17 protein-coding genes are annotated in these 14,228 nt (G+C 55.7%); 3 read left to right on the top strand and 14 right to left on the bottom strand.

All coding sequences use genetic code 11. The features are described 5' to 3' along the window. Nucleotides 1-150: 150 nt before the first annotated feature. The 3 genes from APH44_RS21930 to APH44_RS21920 all read right to left on the bottom strand — a co-directional run bounded on the left by APH44_RS21930 (nt 151) and on the right by APH44_RS21920 (nt 2,992). Nucleotides 151-1,176 carry an IS110 family transposase gene (locus APH44_RS21930; protein WP_054573869.1) on the bottom strand — a complete coding sequence of 342 codons (1,026 nt, stop codon included), beginning with the start codon at nt 1,174-1,176 and terminating at the stop codon, nt 151-153. Between the two features lie 107 nt (nt 1,177-1,283). Continuing rightward, nucleotides 1,284-2,348, bottom strand: a complete 1,065-nt coding sequence (locus APH44_RS21925; protein WP_054894516.1) for a hypothetical protein — start codon at nt 2,346-2,348, stop codon at nt 1,284-1,286. Next, the gene (locus tag APH44_RS21920; protein ID WP_054894515.1) at nt 2,345-2,992 is read right to left on the bottom strand and encodes a hypothetical protein; all 648 of its coding nucleotides are present in this window, start codon (nt 2,990-2,992) and stop codon (nt 2,345-2,347) included. Before APH44_RS21920 ends, APH44_RS21925 begins: the two co-directional genes overlap by 4 nt. 304 nt (nt 2,993-3,296) lie before the next feature. Between APH44_RS21920 and APH44_RS21915 the strand changes: the two genes are divergently transcribed. Together APH44_RS21915 and APH44_RS21905 are read left to right on the top strand one after the other, a co-directional pair. After that, the gene (locus APH44_RS21915; RefSeq protein WP_054894514.1) at nt 3,297-3,731 is read left to right on the top strand and encodes a hypothetical protein; all 435 of its coding nucleotides are present in this window, start codon (nt 3,297-3,299) and stop codon (nt 3,729-3,731) included. A gap of 41 nt (nt 3,732-3,772) precedes the next feature. Continuing rightward, a protein-coding gene (locus tag APH44_RS21905; protein WP_087535084.1) for an IS3 family transposase occupies nt 3,773-4,923 on the top strand; the annotation gives its coding sequence in 2 pieces (ribosomal slippage) (nt 3,773-4,007 and nt 4,007-4,923; 1,152 coding nt in all). A 748-nt stretch (nt 4,924-5,671) separates the two neighbouring features. Here the strand turns inward: APH44_RS21905 and APH44_RS29380 are convergent. From APH44_RS29380 to APH44_RS21860, 9 genes are all read right to left on the bottom strand, one after another. Beyond that, nucleotides 5,672-6,529 (bottom strand): IS5 family transposase, encoded by an 858-nt coding sequence (locus APH44_RS29380; RefSeq protein ID WP_082412256.1) that lies wholly within the window; start codon nt 6,527-6,529, stop codon nt 5,672-5,674. Nucleotides 6,530-6,791: 262 nt separating this feature from the next. Continuing rightward, complete coding sequence (locus APH44_RS21895) at nt 6,792-8,678, bottom strand: phosphoadenosine phosphosulfate reductase family protein (RefSeq protein WP_054894513.1); 1,887 nt, start codon at nt 8,676-8,678, stop codon at nt 6,792-6,794. A gap of 264 nt (nt 8,679-8,942) precedes the next feature. Next, nucleotides 8,943-9,506 (bottom strand): hypothetical protein, encoded by a 564-nt coding sequence (locus APH44_RS21890; protein WP_176483557.1) that lies wholly within the window; start codon nt 9,504-9,506, stop codon nt 8,943-8,945. A 216-nt stretch (nt 9,507-9,722) separates the two neighbouring features. After that, on the bottom strand, nt 9,723-9,953 hold the full coding sequence (locus tag APH44_RS21885) for a hypothetical protein (protein ID WP_054894511.1): 231 nt from the start codon (nt 9,951-9,953) through the stop codon (nt 9,723-9,725). 375 nt (nt 9,954-10,328) lie between these two features. Then, nucleotides 10,329-10,520 (bottom strand): hypothetical protein, encoded by a 192-nt coding sequence (locus APH44_RS21880; protein ID WP_054894510.1) that lies wholly within the window; start codon nt 10,518-10,520, stop codon nt 10,329-10,331. Nucleotides 10,521-10,670: 150 nt separating this feature from the next. Then, complete coding sequence (locus APH44_RS21875) at nt 10,671-10,925, bottom strand: hypothetical protein (protein WP_054894509.1); 255 nt, start codon at nt 10,923-10,925, stop codon at nt 10,671-10,673. A gap of 31 nt (nt 10,926-10,956) precedes the next feature. Next, nucleotides 10,957-11,193 carry a hypothetical protein gene (locus tag APH44_RS21870; protein ID WP_054894508.1) on the bottom strand — a complete coding sequence of 79 codons (237 nt, stop codon included), beginning with the start codon at nt 11,191-11,193 and terminating at the stop codon, nt 10,957-10,959. A 499-nt stretch (nt 11,194-11,692) separates the two neighbouring features. After that, nucleotides 11,693-12,319 (bottom strand): hypothetical protein, encoded by a 627-nt coding sequence (locus APH44_RS21865; RefSeq protein ID WP_054894507.1) that lies wholly within the window; start codon nt 12,317-12,319, stop codon nt 11,693-11,695. A gap of 107 nt (nt 12,320-12,426) precedes the next feature. After that, complete coding sequence (locus APH44_RS21860; RefSeq protein WP_054894506.1) at nt 12,427-12,804, bottom strand: hypothetical protein; 378 nt, start codon at nt 12,802-12,804, stop codon at nt 12,427-12,429. A gap of 88 nt (nt 12,805-12,892) precedes the next feature. On the opposite strand from APH44_RS21860, the gene APH44_RS29840 reads away from it, so the two are divergent. Next, on the top strand, nt 12,893-13,231 hold the full coding sequence (locus APH44_RS29840; protein WP_143133189.1) for a hypothetical protein: 339 nt from the start codon (nt 12,893-12,895) through the stop codon (nt 13,229-13,231). Between the two features lie 12 nt (nt 13,232-13,243). On the opposite strand, the gene APH44_RS21855 is transcribed toward APH44_RS29840, so the two are convergent. Next, nucleotides 13,244-13,597, bottom strand: a complete 354-nt coding sequence (locus tag APH44_RS21855; protein ID WP_060495099.1) for a hypothetical protein — start codon at nt 13,595-13,597, stop codon at nt 13,244-13,246. Nucleotides 13,598-13,885: 288 nt separating this feature from the next. Further along, nucleotides 13,886-14,228 (bottom strand): hypothetical protein (locus tag APH44_RS21850; RefSeq protein WP_218187344.1); only part of this gene is annotated, 343 nt, incomplete at its 5' end.

The following is a 14,228-nucleotide window of genomic DNA, read 5'->3' as shown; positions in this document are numbered from 1 at the left end:
CCGCGCCTGACGATCCTTAAAAACCGCTCGGCTTCGAGAGCCGATTTTTATGTCAGGATCCTCGCCAGGCCGGTAGGCCGTTTATTTCATCTATTGCTCAGCTATCGCAAAACCTGAAAGGTGAATCGTGGTACAGCAACAACCACAGGGTCAGGCGTTCAAGGCGCCTGGCCCTGTTTCGTATTGGGTGTGATGAGCAGAAATCGCCCAAGCTATGCGGGCGAATTTATTGGCCAGTGCACAGGCGACCACGTTTGAGTGTCGGCGCGTCATAAGCGCTCGCACCCAGTCCGCCAGAGCCCCCTTCTGCCGCGCCAGGTTCTGCATGTAGACCCTGGCGCATTGCACCAAAAGGCGTCGCAGATTCTTGTCGCCTCGCTTGCTGATCCCTAGCAAGTTAGCTTTGCCGCCAGTGCTGTACTGCCTGGGCACCAAGCCTAGAGAAGCGGCAAAATCGCGACTGCAGCCGTATTGCTGACCATCGCCCATTTCCACAGCCAGCAGGCTGGCGGTGATCGGCCCGACACAGGGCATGCTCAACAAACGACGCCCTAGATCATCGTCGGCCAGTTGGCCAACCAGCTCTTTATCCAGTGCCTTGACCTGCTCGTCCAGATAGGCGAAATGGTCGTGCAGACGTTGCAGCAGCACTGTCAGCCGAGCAGGCAGCTCGTGCTCCGCCAGAACGGCAGACAAACGCTTCATGACCGCCAGGCCCTGAGGCAAGCTGATGCCGAACTCAAGCAAGAACCCATGCATCTGGTTGACGGCCTTAGTGCGGTCACGGATCAGTGACTCGCGTAGGCGATGTAACACAGAAAGAGTCTGCTGAGCTTCGGTCTTGGGCGAAACGAAACGCATCGAAGGGCGCGAAGCGGCTTCGCAGATAGCTTGCGCATCGACGAAATCGTTTTTGTTGCCTTTGACAAAGGGCTTAACGAACTGAGGAGAAATCAGCCTCGCCTGATGCCCCAGGGCGGTCAGCTCACGAGCGACGAAATGTGCGCCGGCGCATGCTTCCATCACCACGGTGCACGCTGGCAGGTTGGCGAAGAACCGCATCATTTGCTGTCGTGAGAGCTTCTTGCGAAACAGCTCCCGGCCGGGCTTATCCTGGCCGTGCAGATGAAAGGTATGTTTGCCGAGGTCGATACCGACCAGTGCCAAATCGCTCATGATGATGGCCTCCGGAATGAAAACACCCTGCGAAAGCGTAGCCCTCGCAGGGTGTCGGGGTGACCATCTCATTAACCCGGCTAGGCCGGGTAGAAGGTAGGTGTTGCTTATGCCGAAGAAGCTACCCGGCGCACCGGGACCAAGCCGCGTGAATAGGGCATGCCGATAAACACAGGGTTTTCTACAAGCTGGCGCCAGGTAGTCGCGTCATCCGCCAAAAACTGGTCATCAGCAAGCATCTTCTCGCCGTGCACCAACAGGCGAAATTCAGTTGCCTGGGTCCGATCGGCACAGGCGGAAAGTGCTGCAAGCACGTCGGCAAGACGGACAAAATCGCCATCCTCGGCTTGGAATTTTTCAAGCGCTGCAATGTACGCCGGCAACTCAGCCAGCTGGGCTCTCAACAGGCTGCATTCGGACCTGAGCTCGTCGACTTCCGAGCTACTAGGCTCATTACGCGGTAAGGCCCCGATCGTGATCAAGGCCTCACGGAACTGATCAACGTAATGCTCAGTACTGGTCGCCGGGAATTTATTCAACAGGCACTCTTCGTCGATGGGTGCGCCTGCATCTTCTGCTTCTTCCGACGCCTCACCTGGAACCATGAAGAATGCGCGCTCCACTGCTCCCAGGTAGTCCGAGAAGCGCTTGATGTTACCCAGGTTAGTCAGCAGCACGCCCATAGGGTGACCATGGTGCAGACCAATGACGTCGTATACGCGAGCCATGTCGCGCTGGTCTGCGGACGGCACAGCTGGAGCCTTCAGATAGACCTCGCCAGCGCCCTCCTCGTCCGTGATCGAGCCATGAGCAATCAGTAGGACTTGGTCCGCGTGCTCCAGCGCTGCGATGCCGCCCTCAAGCAGCCACTCAAGCCGCATTCCTTCCTCATCAGTCCGTGTCACAGCGACCGCTTCAACCCGCACAGCATCCTCGCTGCGCTGGGGGCCTGCCTGGAGCTCCAAGAGCTGCTCCCCTTGATCGGTGACCTGCCATAGGGCCGGGCGTCGCTGAACTCGCTTGAGCAAGCCCAGCTGGGTGAGAACATCAAACCACTGGGTACCAATGTCAGCGCCTTGGCCATCGCTGGCGTATTCGTCAAAGCGCTGCAGTTTTCGGATGACCAGGTTAGCGAAAGGCGGCAGGCCTGCCAGCTGTCCAGAACTGTTCATGCTGCCGCCACCTCGACAGGTTGTGTGAGCGCTTGCTGGACTGCTTGGACGATGCGCAGCAGGTACATGTAGTCCGGGTTTGGTTCAGTAGCTCGATCGACGGGGTAATGCCATTCATCACCGAACAAAAGAGATAGGAGCTCGGAATGACTCCAGCAGTCCCGCAACGACTCAACATCGCGAAGCTCATCGAGGCGCCCGTAAAGCGAACGAGCCTCTTCAGCGTCGAGATACCCCAGCTCCCAATCGGTACCGCTGCGCTCACGCCGGCGATCGATGATGCACCTTGCTGAGAGCTGTTTGAGAGCCTTTGCGCTGAATCGAGTGCTGCTCAGGCCGCGGCTTAGGCAATTCAGAATGTACTCATCACTGCACTTGGCAACAAACTCAGTCACCGTCCTTGAACCCATGCCGCCCCAGTATGAAGTCCAGCTCTCCCCTGCGCAGCGGACGGTGAGGTTACCCTGGCAACTGACACTATCTTGGCCGTCATCACGGGGAGAAACCCTGCAGCCGAGGTCCTCAAGAAAGACAGTGATCGGGTCAAGGTTTACACCTCCCGTGATGACAAGCTTTGTCACCACAGAGCGCTCTACAGCTAAGCTCGTGGCTGATGATCCATCGGTACTTTGATCCACGCCCATTTTAACCTCAGTTTTCGGATACATAACACGTAGACATAATCTAAATGCGGATGATCTGTTTGCCTAGGCCCGAATGGCGATTTTCTGGCGAGCGTTTCTGCGTATTGGCACCTGATGCCCCCAGACAGCCGAAGGTCGGGCAGTGGTCAAGGGGCTGATGGCGTAACCTCTCTCGCTCGCGGGTCATCTGTTGAATCCCTGTCTGCGGAAACGGCATTCTACAATCTGAGGACACCCTGTAACCCCAGAGCGTTCTGGTGTGGACTCAGTGGGCCCACATCACACAAATAACAAGGAACCAACGATGGCCCGTCAGAAGAAGGTCAGAAGACCACCAGACCGCAAGACTGGTCTCATGAGCGATGAGAGGATTCATTCCGTCGTCACGTCCCCAACCAAGTTTATACATCCGTCTACGTGCGATGAGGCATGGTCGAGTTGGTATGGGGCCACAGAGAACGTCTCCGATTTAAGGGCCGAGATCATCGAATCGGGTATCCGGCTTGAGGGTTTCAGTCGTAGTGATCTTAAACTGATGCCAAATGGCATGTTGCTGTCGACTGTGCTATTGGACGATGACCGACGCGCAGTACTCGAAAAAAGTCTTGGCGTAGAGCGTGTGCGGGAACTGATGCCGCAGGCCAGGCTTGAAGACAGAACCAAAGAAATCATTGGCGACGACCTCTACGAAAATCTCCAGAAACAAATCTACTCAAGTGAATCGCCCCTGGTTTCGTAGACACCTCCAAGCCTCATAATGAGGCCCAAATAGGAGGTGCCATGAGTCGTCAGCGTTACCCCGAAGAATTCAAGATCGAAGCGGTCAAGCAAGTGACCGAGAAAGGCAAACCTGTCGCCGATGTCGCCCAGCGCCTGGGCATGTCCGTGCACAGTCTTTACGCCTGGATCAAGGTCTACAGCAAGCCCCAAGAGCAGCGTCAGCAAGACGACGATCAGCAGGCCGAACTGCGCAAGCTACGCGCTGAACTCAAGCGCGTGACGGAAGAGCGAGACATCTTAAAAAAGGCCGCCGCGTACTTTGCCAAGGAGTGCGGCTGAAGTACGCCTTCATCAAGAAGCACTCGACTGATTACCCGGTGCGGCGCCTTTGCCAAACCCTCAAGGTGCACCCCAGCGGCTATTACGCCTGGCTGGCCGAGCCTCAATCTGCCCGAGCAAAAGAAGATCAACGTCTGCTTGGCTTGATCAAACACGCTTGGCTGGAAAGCGGAGGTGTATACGGCTACCGCAAAATTCACGATGACCTGCGTGAGCTGGGAGAGGAATGCGGCCGAAATCGAGTCAGGCGCTTGATGCAGGCGGAGGGGCTGCGTTCTCAAACGGGCTATCGGCGGCGTCCAGGGTTCTATGGTGGAAAACCAACAGTGGCCTCGCCCAACCACCTCGCGCGGCAGTTCAAGGTAAGTGAGCCGAACAAGGTCTGGGTGACAGATATCACTTACATCCGCACCTATGAAGGGTGGCTCTACCTCGCGGTAGTGCTGGATTTGTTCTCACGCCAAGTAATTGGTTGGTCAATGAAGCCAAGGATGTGCAGCGACCTGGCTATCGACGCGATGTTGATGGCTGTTTGGCGACGCAAGCCTCAGCAGCAAGTTATGATTCACTCAGATCAAGGTAGTCAGTTCAGTAGCTCGGATTGGAAAAGCTTTTTGAAGGCCAACAATGTAATCAGCAGCATGAGCCGGCGGGGAAACTGCCACGACAATGCCGTAGCCGAGAGCTTTTTCCAGCTTTTGAAGCGAGAGCGAATCCGACGAAAGATCTACACAACCCGTGAAGAAGCCCGAAGTGATATTTTCGATTACATCGAGATGTTCTATAACCCTAAACGCCGACACAGCAGTGCTATGCAGCTGTCTCCAGTAGAGTATGAGAAACGCTATTTCCTGAGCTTGGAGAGTGTCTAGAAAACCAGGGGCGATTCACAGTTATTTATCAATGCAATAGATGCCACTAAGGCTGCACAGTCCAACATTTCGCCTTCGGCCACAGACTTGCAAGGTGCTGATTCGATCCAAGAAGCTCCACCACCGATACAAGATAGCAAAAACGACATCGAGACAGAGCTGCTCGAAACAAATACTCGCCTCGAAACTGAACTCAAGGCCGCGCAGGTAGAAATCTTCCGTCTCAACTCTGCAAACAAGGCACTTCAAATCCGGGGGGAGACCTCTAACGGAACGTTGGATCAGTCATTCATGGATCTCGCACGCCGCCAGGTACAGGGGCAACGCCTTAAGCCAGAGGAGCTCTTGAGGTTTTACAGCCTCATGGCCCCTGATCGCCTTCTCGTACTCGACTCTGCCTGGAAGTCATCTCGGCAATCTGAGAACTTCGCTAATCCGGAACGCCTCAGCGAGCACCTTTGCAAGCTGGTGTTCGATTACCTAGACCAAGTTCGTGCTGGCACACCTATGGGAACTGTCGGCAGAGAACTATTCGCAGGAGCCTTCGCGGCAAAAGAGTCGCAGTCGGTTTCTCAAGACGCTTCGATGAGAGCTCAGCGCGAGTTTAATTACAAGGGCGAGATTCGATTCTTTGAGTACCGACTAAGAACCGGCAACGGGTGGGGTGCTGTGGAAGGGATGCGGATCTACTTCGACATCATTGAGGACAGAATGGTGATCGCTTACGTCGGCCCTCACCTGGACCAGCCTAGGCTCTGTACGAAAAGAGATGTCGCAAACACCGCATGGAACAAGCCAGTGAGACCATGGCTGCATAGCTTTTCGCGAGCTTGTCGAAGCGCGTCACGATGCGGCGGTTCTCTTTCAGCCAGCCAAACATGCGCTCAATGATGTTGCGCTGTCGGTATTTGGGTCGATCAAACAGTCTGGGTAAGCCAGGCTTGGGTTTACGCTTCATTGAGCGCATCGGGATGACGGGTTGCATTCGGTACTGGTCGCAGTAACGGCGCAGCGCTTCGGCGTCGTAGCCCTTGTCGGCGAGCAACCATTTGCAGCGCTTACGCGGGCGGCCACGTTGGTTCGATTGAATGCTGACTTCGTCCAACAGTGGTTGGGCGTAGCTGATGTCACTGGCTTGACCGCCAGAGAGGAGGAAGCGCAACGGTATCCCGTTAGCGTCGCAGAGCATGTGGATCTTGGTCGTCAGGCCACCGCGACTGCGGCCTAGAGCGTGATCGGCAGGTTCGTCAGCCCCCCCTTTTTTCCGAGCACCAGATGAGGCTCGGGTTGCACGTACGGCGGTTGAGTCGATCATCCAGGTTTGCAGATCGATCAAGCCTTGCTCATTCAATCTCAGGTGTAAGCGTTTGAGCATCTGATCGAACGTCCCCTGGTTTCGCCAGCCGCGAAACCGTTGATACACCGTTGACCATGGGCCGAAGCGCTCCGGCATGTCTCGCCATGCAGCGCCCGAGCAGAGCACCCAGAGCACGCCATCGAGCATCAGGCGGTCGCTTAAGCGTGGCCGCCCTCGGCCATGAGTTTCGATGAAGAGATCAGAGACTACATCCCAGGCCTCGTCAGAGAGTTCGTAACGCTTTGCCATCACAGAATTCCTTTCCGTAGATGGCCGGGAACCCTACAGAATTTCAGCTTCCGAAGGGCGCCAATTGGGTTTCTCGGGATTTCGTACAGAACCTAGCACCAATTGAATAGTCTCCTGAAGTGGCGCCGTTTGGCACAACGCCTGCGGCGACCGCTAACTAAGAAACAAGCAGATTGGCAACCTGACCGCGAAAACCCATATACGAGCTACGTCAGCGACGTCGAAAAAAAAGGCCACCTCGCAAGAGGTAGCCTTCGATTAGTTAAGCAAATAGATCCGAGATCGCCGAATTTTGATTGGTGGACTCAACCTTCATCGACTCCAGGACCTGTTCGTGCTCGGCGTTGCTGATCGAATGATGCCGTATGTAGGAACGCAGATCGGTACCAGCTAGATCGCGCTCCATGCGTTGCCAGAATTGCGCTCGGCGAGCCATTGCATCGTAATCAGCAGCCTTGCCCTTGGCCAGTTTGACCAAGCCTTTGTTCAAGTAGTACTTGGCGCTGTCAGTCGGAGAAAGACTTTTCGCCAACGTGTAAAACGCTTCATCGAACGAGTCGACCAAGCACATTGCATCTGCCGGGTCGATTTCCATTTCATCGGCTTCTTCGTAGTAGACGATATTGCGTTCCTTGCCCTCAAAGCGGTCTCGGATCGTTCGCAGCGCCGGACGTTCAGGGTGTCGGTGCTTGTTGGTGGCTTCGAGGTAAGCGTCCTGCAAGCCCATCTCCTGCGCCGGGCTCTGCCAGTCATCGAACTTGAACCAACGCTGCTCTGGGATGATGCCCTTTTCCGTGGGAGCGACATCATCGATCAGGTAGCGCTTCCCTAAGACACGGATCTCGTACCACTCCGACAAAGCGGGGAAGGCATGGTCAAAGCCGTAGCTCAGTGACCAGGCAAAGTCGATGGCCAGGAGATTTTTCGGCGTTATGAATTGGAAGGTGCTACCACGAAGAATTTCGTTGGACTCCGTCCTTTCCAGCTCGCCGCGGAACATCCGCGCATCGTGCTCCTCAGCCCGCTCTTCCTCCAGCACATCTAAAGTCAGCAGGTACCGCAACAGCTCACGGCGCATCTCTGCGTTGTAGGCTGTTCCTGTGACGTTGATGTAGCCGGCGTCCGAGGTTGTGCGCCCGATCCAGTCTCGACGCTCCATGTCCCAGCGGGTGTTGATGAGATGGTTCCGGAAGCGGTTAATTCCCGACATGTGTCCATGCTTGTCAGGCGCAGACGCAATCATTGCTTCCATGGATTTGTCACGCTCTCCGGTGACCGTGCACCAGGCACAGCCAAAGCGAGAGCCGCACGCCGCCTTGTTACCACCATCGCCGGTGATGATTGCGCACGTGCCTTCATTAGCTTCCTTGTAGAGCTCCAGGCACCAGTCGAAACTGTCGACGAAGGTCCGATAAGGACCACCGCGCTTCGCCTCGCACGCCATGAGGAACTCCCACACCTCCTCCATCTCCCAGTCGGCGATGATCGAGCAGTTGTACGAGCCATGCTCATTGAGCACCAGCCGCCCGGCCTCCTCCTCACCCCGTTCGCGCATGTTGGCGGCACGGGTTGCCGACTCTGACAAACGAGTGCCCACGAAGGTCACCAGCTCACCAGGAGACTGCAGCGTGGAGAGCAGTTGCTTGAGCGCTTTCTGCTGCGGGCGCAGTTTCCAATCGACCGAGCAGCTTCGAGAGGCGCCAGCGAAAACCGGCAGTTTGCCGCGACCCAGGGTGGCATAAGCGAATGTCGAGGTCATTGAAGGCTGCACTTTGACTACCGTGATTGGCAGTCCGAGCCTCGTGCAGTGCGCCTCCAGCTCAGTGATCATCGCCTCGGCGTAAGTCTCCATTGCTGGGTTCTCTACGGTGGTCTGGGCATGACTGACGAAAGCCGGCGGCACGTACGATCCGGCTTCGACACGGCGCCGGATGGCCTCTAGCATCAGTACCAGCACAACCGTGCTGTCCTTACCGAACGAGGTCGCTGAGCTACATGTGAAGCCTTGATCGATAATCTGGTCGATGCGCGCAATGCAGGCTTCCGCCCGCGCAACGATCCGGGCAAAGCGACCAGCACTGCCCAAGGCAGGAACTGCGTGGGTGTAGTCGTTTACGGCGATCAATTCGGGTACAAGCATCTGATTCATATTGGCATCTCCAGGAGGAAGTAGGCTTCGTATCCTGGGGATGCTCAACACCGAGCATGATTCTTGAACTTGATGACATCCCCCCCCACCCAACACCCTTAGGAGTCACTATCATCATCGTTGCAGTTGTACACGCCCGGTGCCAGACTTTCGGTTGGGGATTTGCCTATGAAAACAGGCCGCACAAAACCGTGGGTCTGTTTCACTGGCCTCAGGCCACTAGCTGTTGACTGGAGGCAAAAGAAAAGCCGTTGAGGTATTCGATCAGTCTGCCTCAGGGGGGAGAGGGCGAACTGCAGCCGCCCACTGCTCAAGAATGTCTCCATGCGTCGCCAAGAAAGCCTTGTGCTCGGCTTCCTGCTCAGCAAGCACCTCGAACACACGCGTAGGCCAATCCATGAAGGTGACATCCCTCATCTCGTTGTTAAATGCGTAGATGCTGGCGCAGGTGGCCCGATTTCCGCTGCCTGGAGACAGCGAGTAGCGAAACCGGTCACGAATTTCAATTACCTCCATAACCCGGACCTGGGCAATGATCGACAGGACAATTAGCATGGCTTGGGTCATTGCACCTACGTTCTTGCCGACCTTGCGCAAGTAGGCTGGACGCTGACTCACAGGTTTGGCTAACAGCTCCCGGATGAAGATTTCGGATTCTGATTCGAACGCATGAAGTTGCTCAACTGAAAGGGCATCGAAGGCCTCTTTTACCTGCACCAGATCGAAGGCACTCTTCAACCAAGTTGCCAAGGCCAGTGCATCCTGCCAGGCAAATTGCTCGTAGCTAGCCATATGCGCATTGCGCGGATCTGCTTTTTGCCGCCTCATACCCCAGAATCCCTAGCATAAAACTGATTATTTCTTGGTGATCACATGCTCGCAGCGCGCAGACTGCGGGCGGGTACTGAGCCTAAAGGGTTGACAGTTAGGCCGCAAGAGAAAGGATGTGCCTAGAGCTGGAAGACACGCTACTGCAAGAAACCGTGACGGAGCGGGCTGATGGTGCAGCCAGATTTGTCAGTCCCAGTCCGATATTAAGGAATTCTATGAACTCAACCTGGAGTCCGACTCCAGCGCATCAGCGAGCTGGCTGAACGCATCAGCAAGGCGGCGCATCTGGCCGATTTCGTCTGCCAAATTTCCATCATGATAGCGATATTCAAGCGTGCCGCCGAAAGGCCCGGTACCAGGGAAAATCCCGCCGTAGCTCAACTGCTCATTGACGTGCTTTTCAGCCCGGCTGATCCGCTCGCTAGCATTCGTGTCTTTAACCATGCTGTCGCTCCGTGAAACGCGCCTCAGAGACCATAAGGCCGGCAGAGTTCGAGTTTATCAGCGAATGCATAGCGCAAAGGTATCTGCCCAAACGCCGCAAAATTCACCATCATTAGGCAAATCCCCACTATTGCGAAAGGTTTTGCCCAAACTTTCGGCCTAACGAACTGGAAAACAAGAATAAATATCGCAATTCCGCAGAACCAAACTATTGAATTGCTGCAAGAAAAAGGTGAATCAAGCATAACGTTCCTAGTCAACCTGATAAATTAGTTATCAATGGGGCGCCGCATCGCATGAGACTTGCATCGCTCTATAACTGGGAGCCTGGATTTAACAGAAACCACGTACGTGCATAGTGAGTGCCCTGTGCCGTCAGCCGGCGGCGTCCTCGCAAACGTCACTAATCGCCTCGACCTCGTATTGACTCAGCACTCCGACCAAGAAAATGCCCAGACTGGCACACGCGGCCTTGATATCAGCGGCATCAATCCGCTGCGGCAACATTCCGCGCTCGGCGCACCAATCGCCGATGGCGTGAATCTGTGGCGTGGTCAGGTTGGCCATGTTGCGTTTCTCCTGTCGGGCGCAGCCGCGAAAGCGACGGCGGGATCCTCGATATAAAAAATGGATGGGGGGGTCGGGTCAGTCTATGGGCCGGGGGCGGCGTAACCAGGTGGGCGGGCGTAGGCCCGAGCCCTTGCGCCCGCGCAAAATTTAGAGGCCGAGCGTTTCCTTGCGCGTTTCGGCCATTGATCCAATTAGCAAGTTCAGGGCAGAAACCTCCTCAGCACTTACCAGAGTCGGGTGAAGAGCGCGCACACGGTCATACAGCGCCGAACGCTGCTCAATTACCGCCATAAAGTCAGGCGCCTGGCCAAGCGCTGCGATTGCTTGATGCAGCGCTACCAGATCCGTCAAACGGGAACGCTCAAAGCTGTCAGGCGCCGCGGGGTGGTTATTGGACTGCATGGTGATCTCCTGCTCAATTGAACGACTCTGGTCAGATTTCGCTACTGCCAATCCATTCGCCGCCGAGGTAGCCATCGGCCCCGTCGCGGGTTATTGCCACATGCTCGTACGCAACGGTTATCAGCTGCTGATGCGTCCAGCCCGTTGGGGGTGCGGCAATGGCTAGGAGCACATCGCCTGCGAGAGAACGGATTTCAAAAGCTGCATGCTTCACCGCAGAAAGCACGTCTGGCTCACCTGGGCGCTGGTCAGTTACAAGATTCAACATGGCGTTATCCGTCGCTACTCGGCTTGCGGCCGAAGCGTGTAGACGGCATGGCACTCGCTGCAATCCACCGCATACGCTGTGATGGGTGTAATAGCGAATACGCCGCCGCTATTCAGCAAGGGCCACACCTCAGCTTTGTATTCGTTGCGGTGACCACACCATGGACATGGCACGGTAAGGCTCGAAAGCCCAGACGTAATCACAGGTGCTACTTCTGCCGGCGCTGATGACTGTTCCTGAACCTCAAAGCGATGCTTACAACTGCAGCACTCAAACAGGTGCACACCGTCTGGCAGCTGCTGGCTGCCTTCTGGGTGCTCAGCTACCTGCCGGCCAAGCGCACCGGGTTTACACGCCGGATTGGTACAGAACCCTTGCAGGTGATGCCCGTAGTTCTCAGTATTTCCTGTGATGCGATCCAGCTTCATGCCTCACCTTCATGTCTCGGCGGCCACGCCTGCCACTGTGATTCGGGAGCTTTCACCGTGTGCGGTACCGCTCATTCATCGTACTCGGGATCGGTCCATTCGTTGCCAAAGGGGCATACCCAAATAATCCTGGGGAACCGAAATCGCGGAAGTATTTCAGCGAACGTCAACTTGACGTCCGGCGCATCCTCAAAGCTTGTGCGCCGCGAGCTCGCAGGGTCGGGAATGTGTTCTTCCACTAGCCTGGGATCGGCCCATCCGCCTGGGAACTCGCCCCCTTCGGCCTCGACCACGGCCAACGCCTGCTCCACTGAACGGGCGACGACCACATAGTCGTCGCCGATGCACCAAGCGCGCAGAGGCAAGTGGCGCTCCAACTCTTCCAACCGCAGCAGTTCTTCAACGCTCTGCAGCGCTGCAGCGGCTTCCGCATTATCAGGGGCTGCGTCGACAGCCAGGCGTCGCTGGGCGAGCTGATCGAACCAAAACAGATGGTTGAAATAGACCGCAGCGTCGGCAGCTTCATGAGCCTGGGCACCCTTACGCACTGCCCATGCGTCGGCCACCGAACCGGTACCTGAAGCAGTTAGCCATTGGCTACGTTCGACGTCGGGCATGCAGTTCCACCATGCCATACCCGCCGCCTCATCGGCGGTTGGCGAGCGCTCCGAAGAATCTGCTTGCGGGGATACTGTCATGGCATGCCTCCTGTCGCAGTCAAATGATGAGGCGCGATAACCGCGCCTTTACACACTGCTTGCCCTGCCAACGGCCGAGCAAGGCAGGAGCAGCGGGTCTAGTGAGGTTAGCGGCTCGACTCGGCCATTTTACCAAGGTCACTGAGAATCTTCGGAACGACCACAGATAATTTGCCAGGCTTCAGTGCAGCGTCTCTGATCGTGGTGGCAACATCTTCGTCGCGCCAATAGTTCTCAACAATCGTCGCAGATGCTTCGGCCTGCCCGTAGACGTAATTATTGAGCAGGACCCCTGGCAGATGATCCAACACAAAACCCATTGCTACGCGCCCGTGCAGCTCAACGCAGGCCTCCAGCAGGGTTGTCATTTGATCAAAGCGCCCATCTTTCGCCAGCTCGCGTAGGGCTCCAAAAGCTGGCTCGCTGATGTGTTTGCCGTCCCAGCCTTGAAAAAACTCGGTAACGATCTCTTCTAACGCCCGCATCCTGCTGCCTCACTGAAATGGGTTAAATAGGGGTGAAAGCTGCCTATCTTATGCCTGAGAGCCCCGAAATTGCATTGACGGCAATTTCATGGCTTCCCTATGGTTCAAACGTTGTGTTGAGCAGGTCGAAAAAGCGATCCTTCTTGGCAACGTGTTCTGGCTGCTGCCTAACGATTCGCTCCAATGCCGAACGATGCTCAGGCGTTTTGCTGACAACCTGCTGAGCGTGTTTTTCTGCTCGATCAAGAGCGGCAGAATGGCTGATAGCAGCCTTGTCACCCGCGCTACACAACAGGCGATGCCAGAGGCTTCTGTAGCTCGTCTGAACCAAAGCCCATTTGTAAGCTGCCAGTGCGGCGCATACTTCGCCTTCAATGGGGTCTGTCGTGGATTGGCGCATAGTGGAATTGTCCGTTATCTGGGGTGATTGATGGCAGCGTTACGCCGCGAACATCGTCAGCGCCACTATGAACAGACCGCCAAGCGTGAATGCTTTGAGAAGCCAAAGAAACGCATTATCACTGGCGGCCTCTCCCCTCTCCAACGAGAAGAACGCAACGGCTTCAATTGCTACTAGCGCCGTAAAGGCAATCACCCTCACGCCGAAGGCATCAAAAATCGCCCAAACGACAAGGGCAATTAGCCAGAAAACTAGAATACCAGGTAACACAGGCACCTTCGTGCCGCCAATCCTAAAATTTGCTGATGACAAAGCGCCGGCTGATTTCAGGAGGGTTGCAAAGAAAAAATACAATGCAGCGGCTGCGAGCAGCACATAAGTAAGTTGGTTCAATTCGATTTAATTCCCGAAATACTACGGGCCATATATGACGCCAAGACAAAGAACAGTAACGCACTGATGTGCTCAGAACGGCTGTCAAGTGCTATCAGGATGAACCAGATCACGGCCGCACCGAAAAACGAAAGAACGCGATTTCTTGTCACTGGACGGGTTGGATCCATTTCTCTTCTCATACAGGTCCCTTATGGTTATGCGGGCGCGAAAATCACACCTGTCTCTACGGCCTCGGTCCCGGTTTATCAGGCCGGGGCTTGGGGTACACCTGAGCGTTTACCGTGATCAGTTCCTGGTGTTCGTTTTCAACACGGTTTGGATGGCATCAGCACTGAGTTGCGGCGCTCTCTGCCCCTCATCAACCATGAGATTTGGCCGCTCTGCCCGGGAGATCTGTACACGAAGCTGGTTGAGGGCATTGTCGATCTTCTGTTCAGCAGCTTTGAATTCTTTGTCGGACGCTTCCCCAGGCACGAAGGAAACGCTCTCGTGCCCCCAGCTCAGAATTAGCAAGTCGCGCAGGGTCAGCTTCACCGAAATTTCGGTGTCCAGGTCCGCTTCGGAATAGTTGTTCAGGGTACTCATCCACACTGTTCCTTTCCGGTGATGGTCGGGGTCATCGTAGGTC

The organism is Pseudomonas sp. NBRC 111143 (assembly GCF_001320965.1).
Lineage (GTDB): Bacteria > Pseudomonadota > Gammaproteobacteria > Pseudomonadales > Pseudomonadaceae > Aquipseudomonas > Aquipseudomonas machongensis.
This window is presented reverse-complemented; position numbering and strand designations above follow the sequence as displayed.

What these genes read in the sequence shown, in the direction of transcription:
- APH44_RS21930 (WP_054573869.1), bottom strand. Translation starts at nt 1,176, where the DNA reads ATGAGCGATTTGGCACTGGTCGGTATCGACCTCGGCAAACATACCTTT.
- APH44_RS21925 (WP_054894516.1), bottom strand. Translation starts at nt 2,348, where the DNA reads ATGAACAGTTCTGGACAGCTGGCAGGCCTGCCGCCTTTCGCTAACCTG.
- APH44_RS21920 (WP_054894515.1), bottom strand. Translation starts at nt 2,992, where the DNA reads ATGGGCGTGGATCAAAGTACCGATGGATCATCAGCCACGAGCTTAGCT.
- APH44_RS21915 (WP_054894514.1), top strand. Translation starts at nt 3,297, where the DNA reads ATGGCCCGTCAGAAGAAGGTCAGAAGACCACCAGACCGCAAGACTGGT.
- APH44_RS29380 (WP_082412256.1), bottom strand. Translation starts at nt 6,529, where the DNA reads ATGGCAAAGCGTTACGAACTCTCTGACGAGGCCTGGGATGTAGTCTCT.
- APH44_RS21895 (WP_054894513.1), bottom strand. Translation starts at nt 8,678, where the DNA reads ATGAATCAGATGCTTGTACCCGAATTGATCGCCGTAAACGACTACACC.
- APH44_RS21890 (WP_176483557.1), bottom strand. Translation starts at nt 9,506, where the DNA reads ATGAGGCGGCAAAAAGCAGATCCGCGCAATGCGCATATGGCTAGCTAC.
- APH44_RS21885 (WP_054894511.1), bottom strand. Translation starts at nt 9,953, where the DNA reads ATGGTTAAAGACACGAATGCTAGCGAGCGGATCAGCCGGGCTGAAAAG.
- APH44_RS21880 (WP_054894510.1), bottom strand. Translation starts at nt 10,520, where the DNA reads ATGGCCAACCTGACCACGCCACAGATTCACGCCATCGGCGATTGGTGC.
- APH44_RS21875 (WP_054894509.1), bottom strand. Translation starts at nt 10,925, where the DNA reads ATGCAGTCCAATAACCACCCCGCGGCGCCTGACAGCTTTGAGCGTTCC.
- APH44_RS21870 (WP_054894508.1), bottom strand. Translation starts at nt 11,193, where the DNA reads ATGTTGAATCTTGTAACTGACCAGCGCCCAGGTGAGCCAGACGTGCTT.
- APH44_RS21865 (WP_054894507.1), bottom strand. Translation starts at nt 12,319, where the DNA reads ATGACAGTATCCCCGCAAGCAGATTCTTCGGAGCGCTCGCCAACCGCC.
- APH44_RS21860 (WP_054894506.1), bottom strand. Translation starts at nt 12,804, where the DNA reads ATGCGGGCGTTAGAAGAGATCGTTACCGAGTTTTTTCAAGGCTGGGAC.
- APH44_RS29840 (WP_143133189.1), top strand. Translation starts at nt 12,893, where the DNA reads ATGGCTTCCCTATGGTTCAAACGTTGTGTTGAGCAGGTCGAAAAAGCG.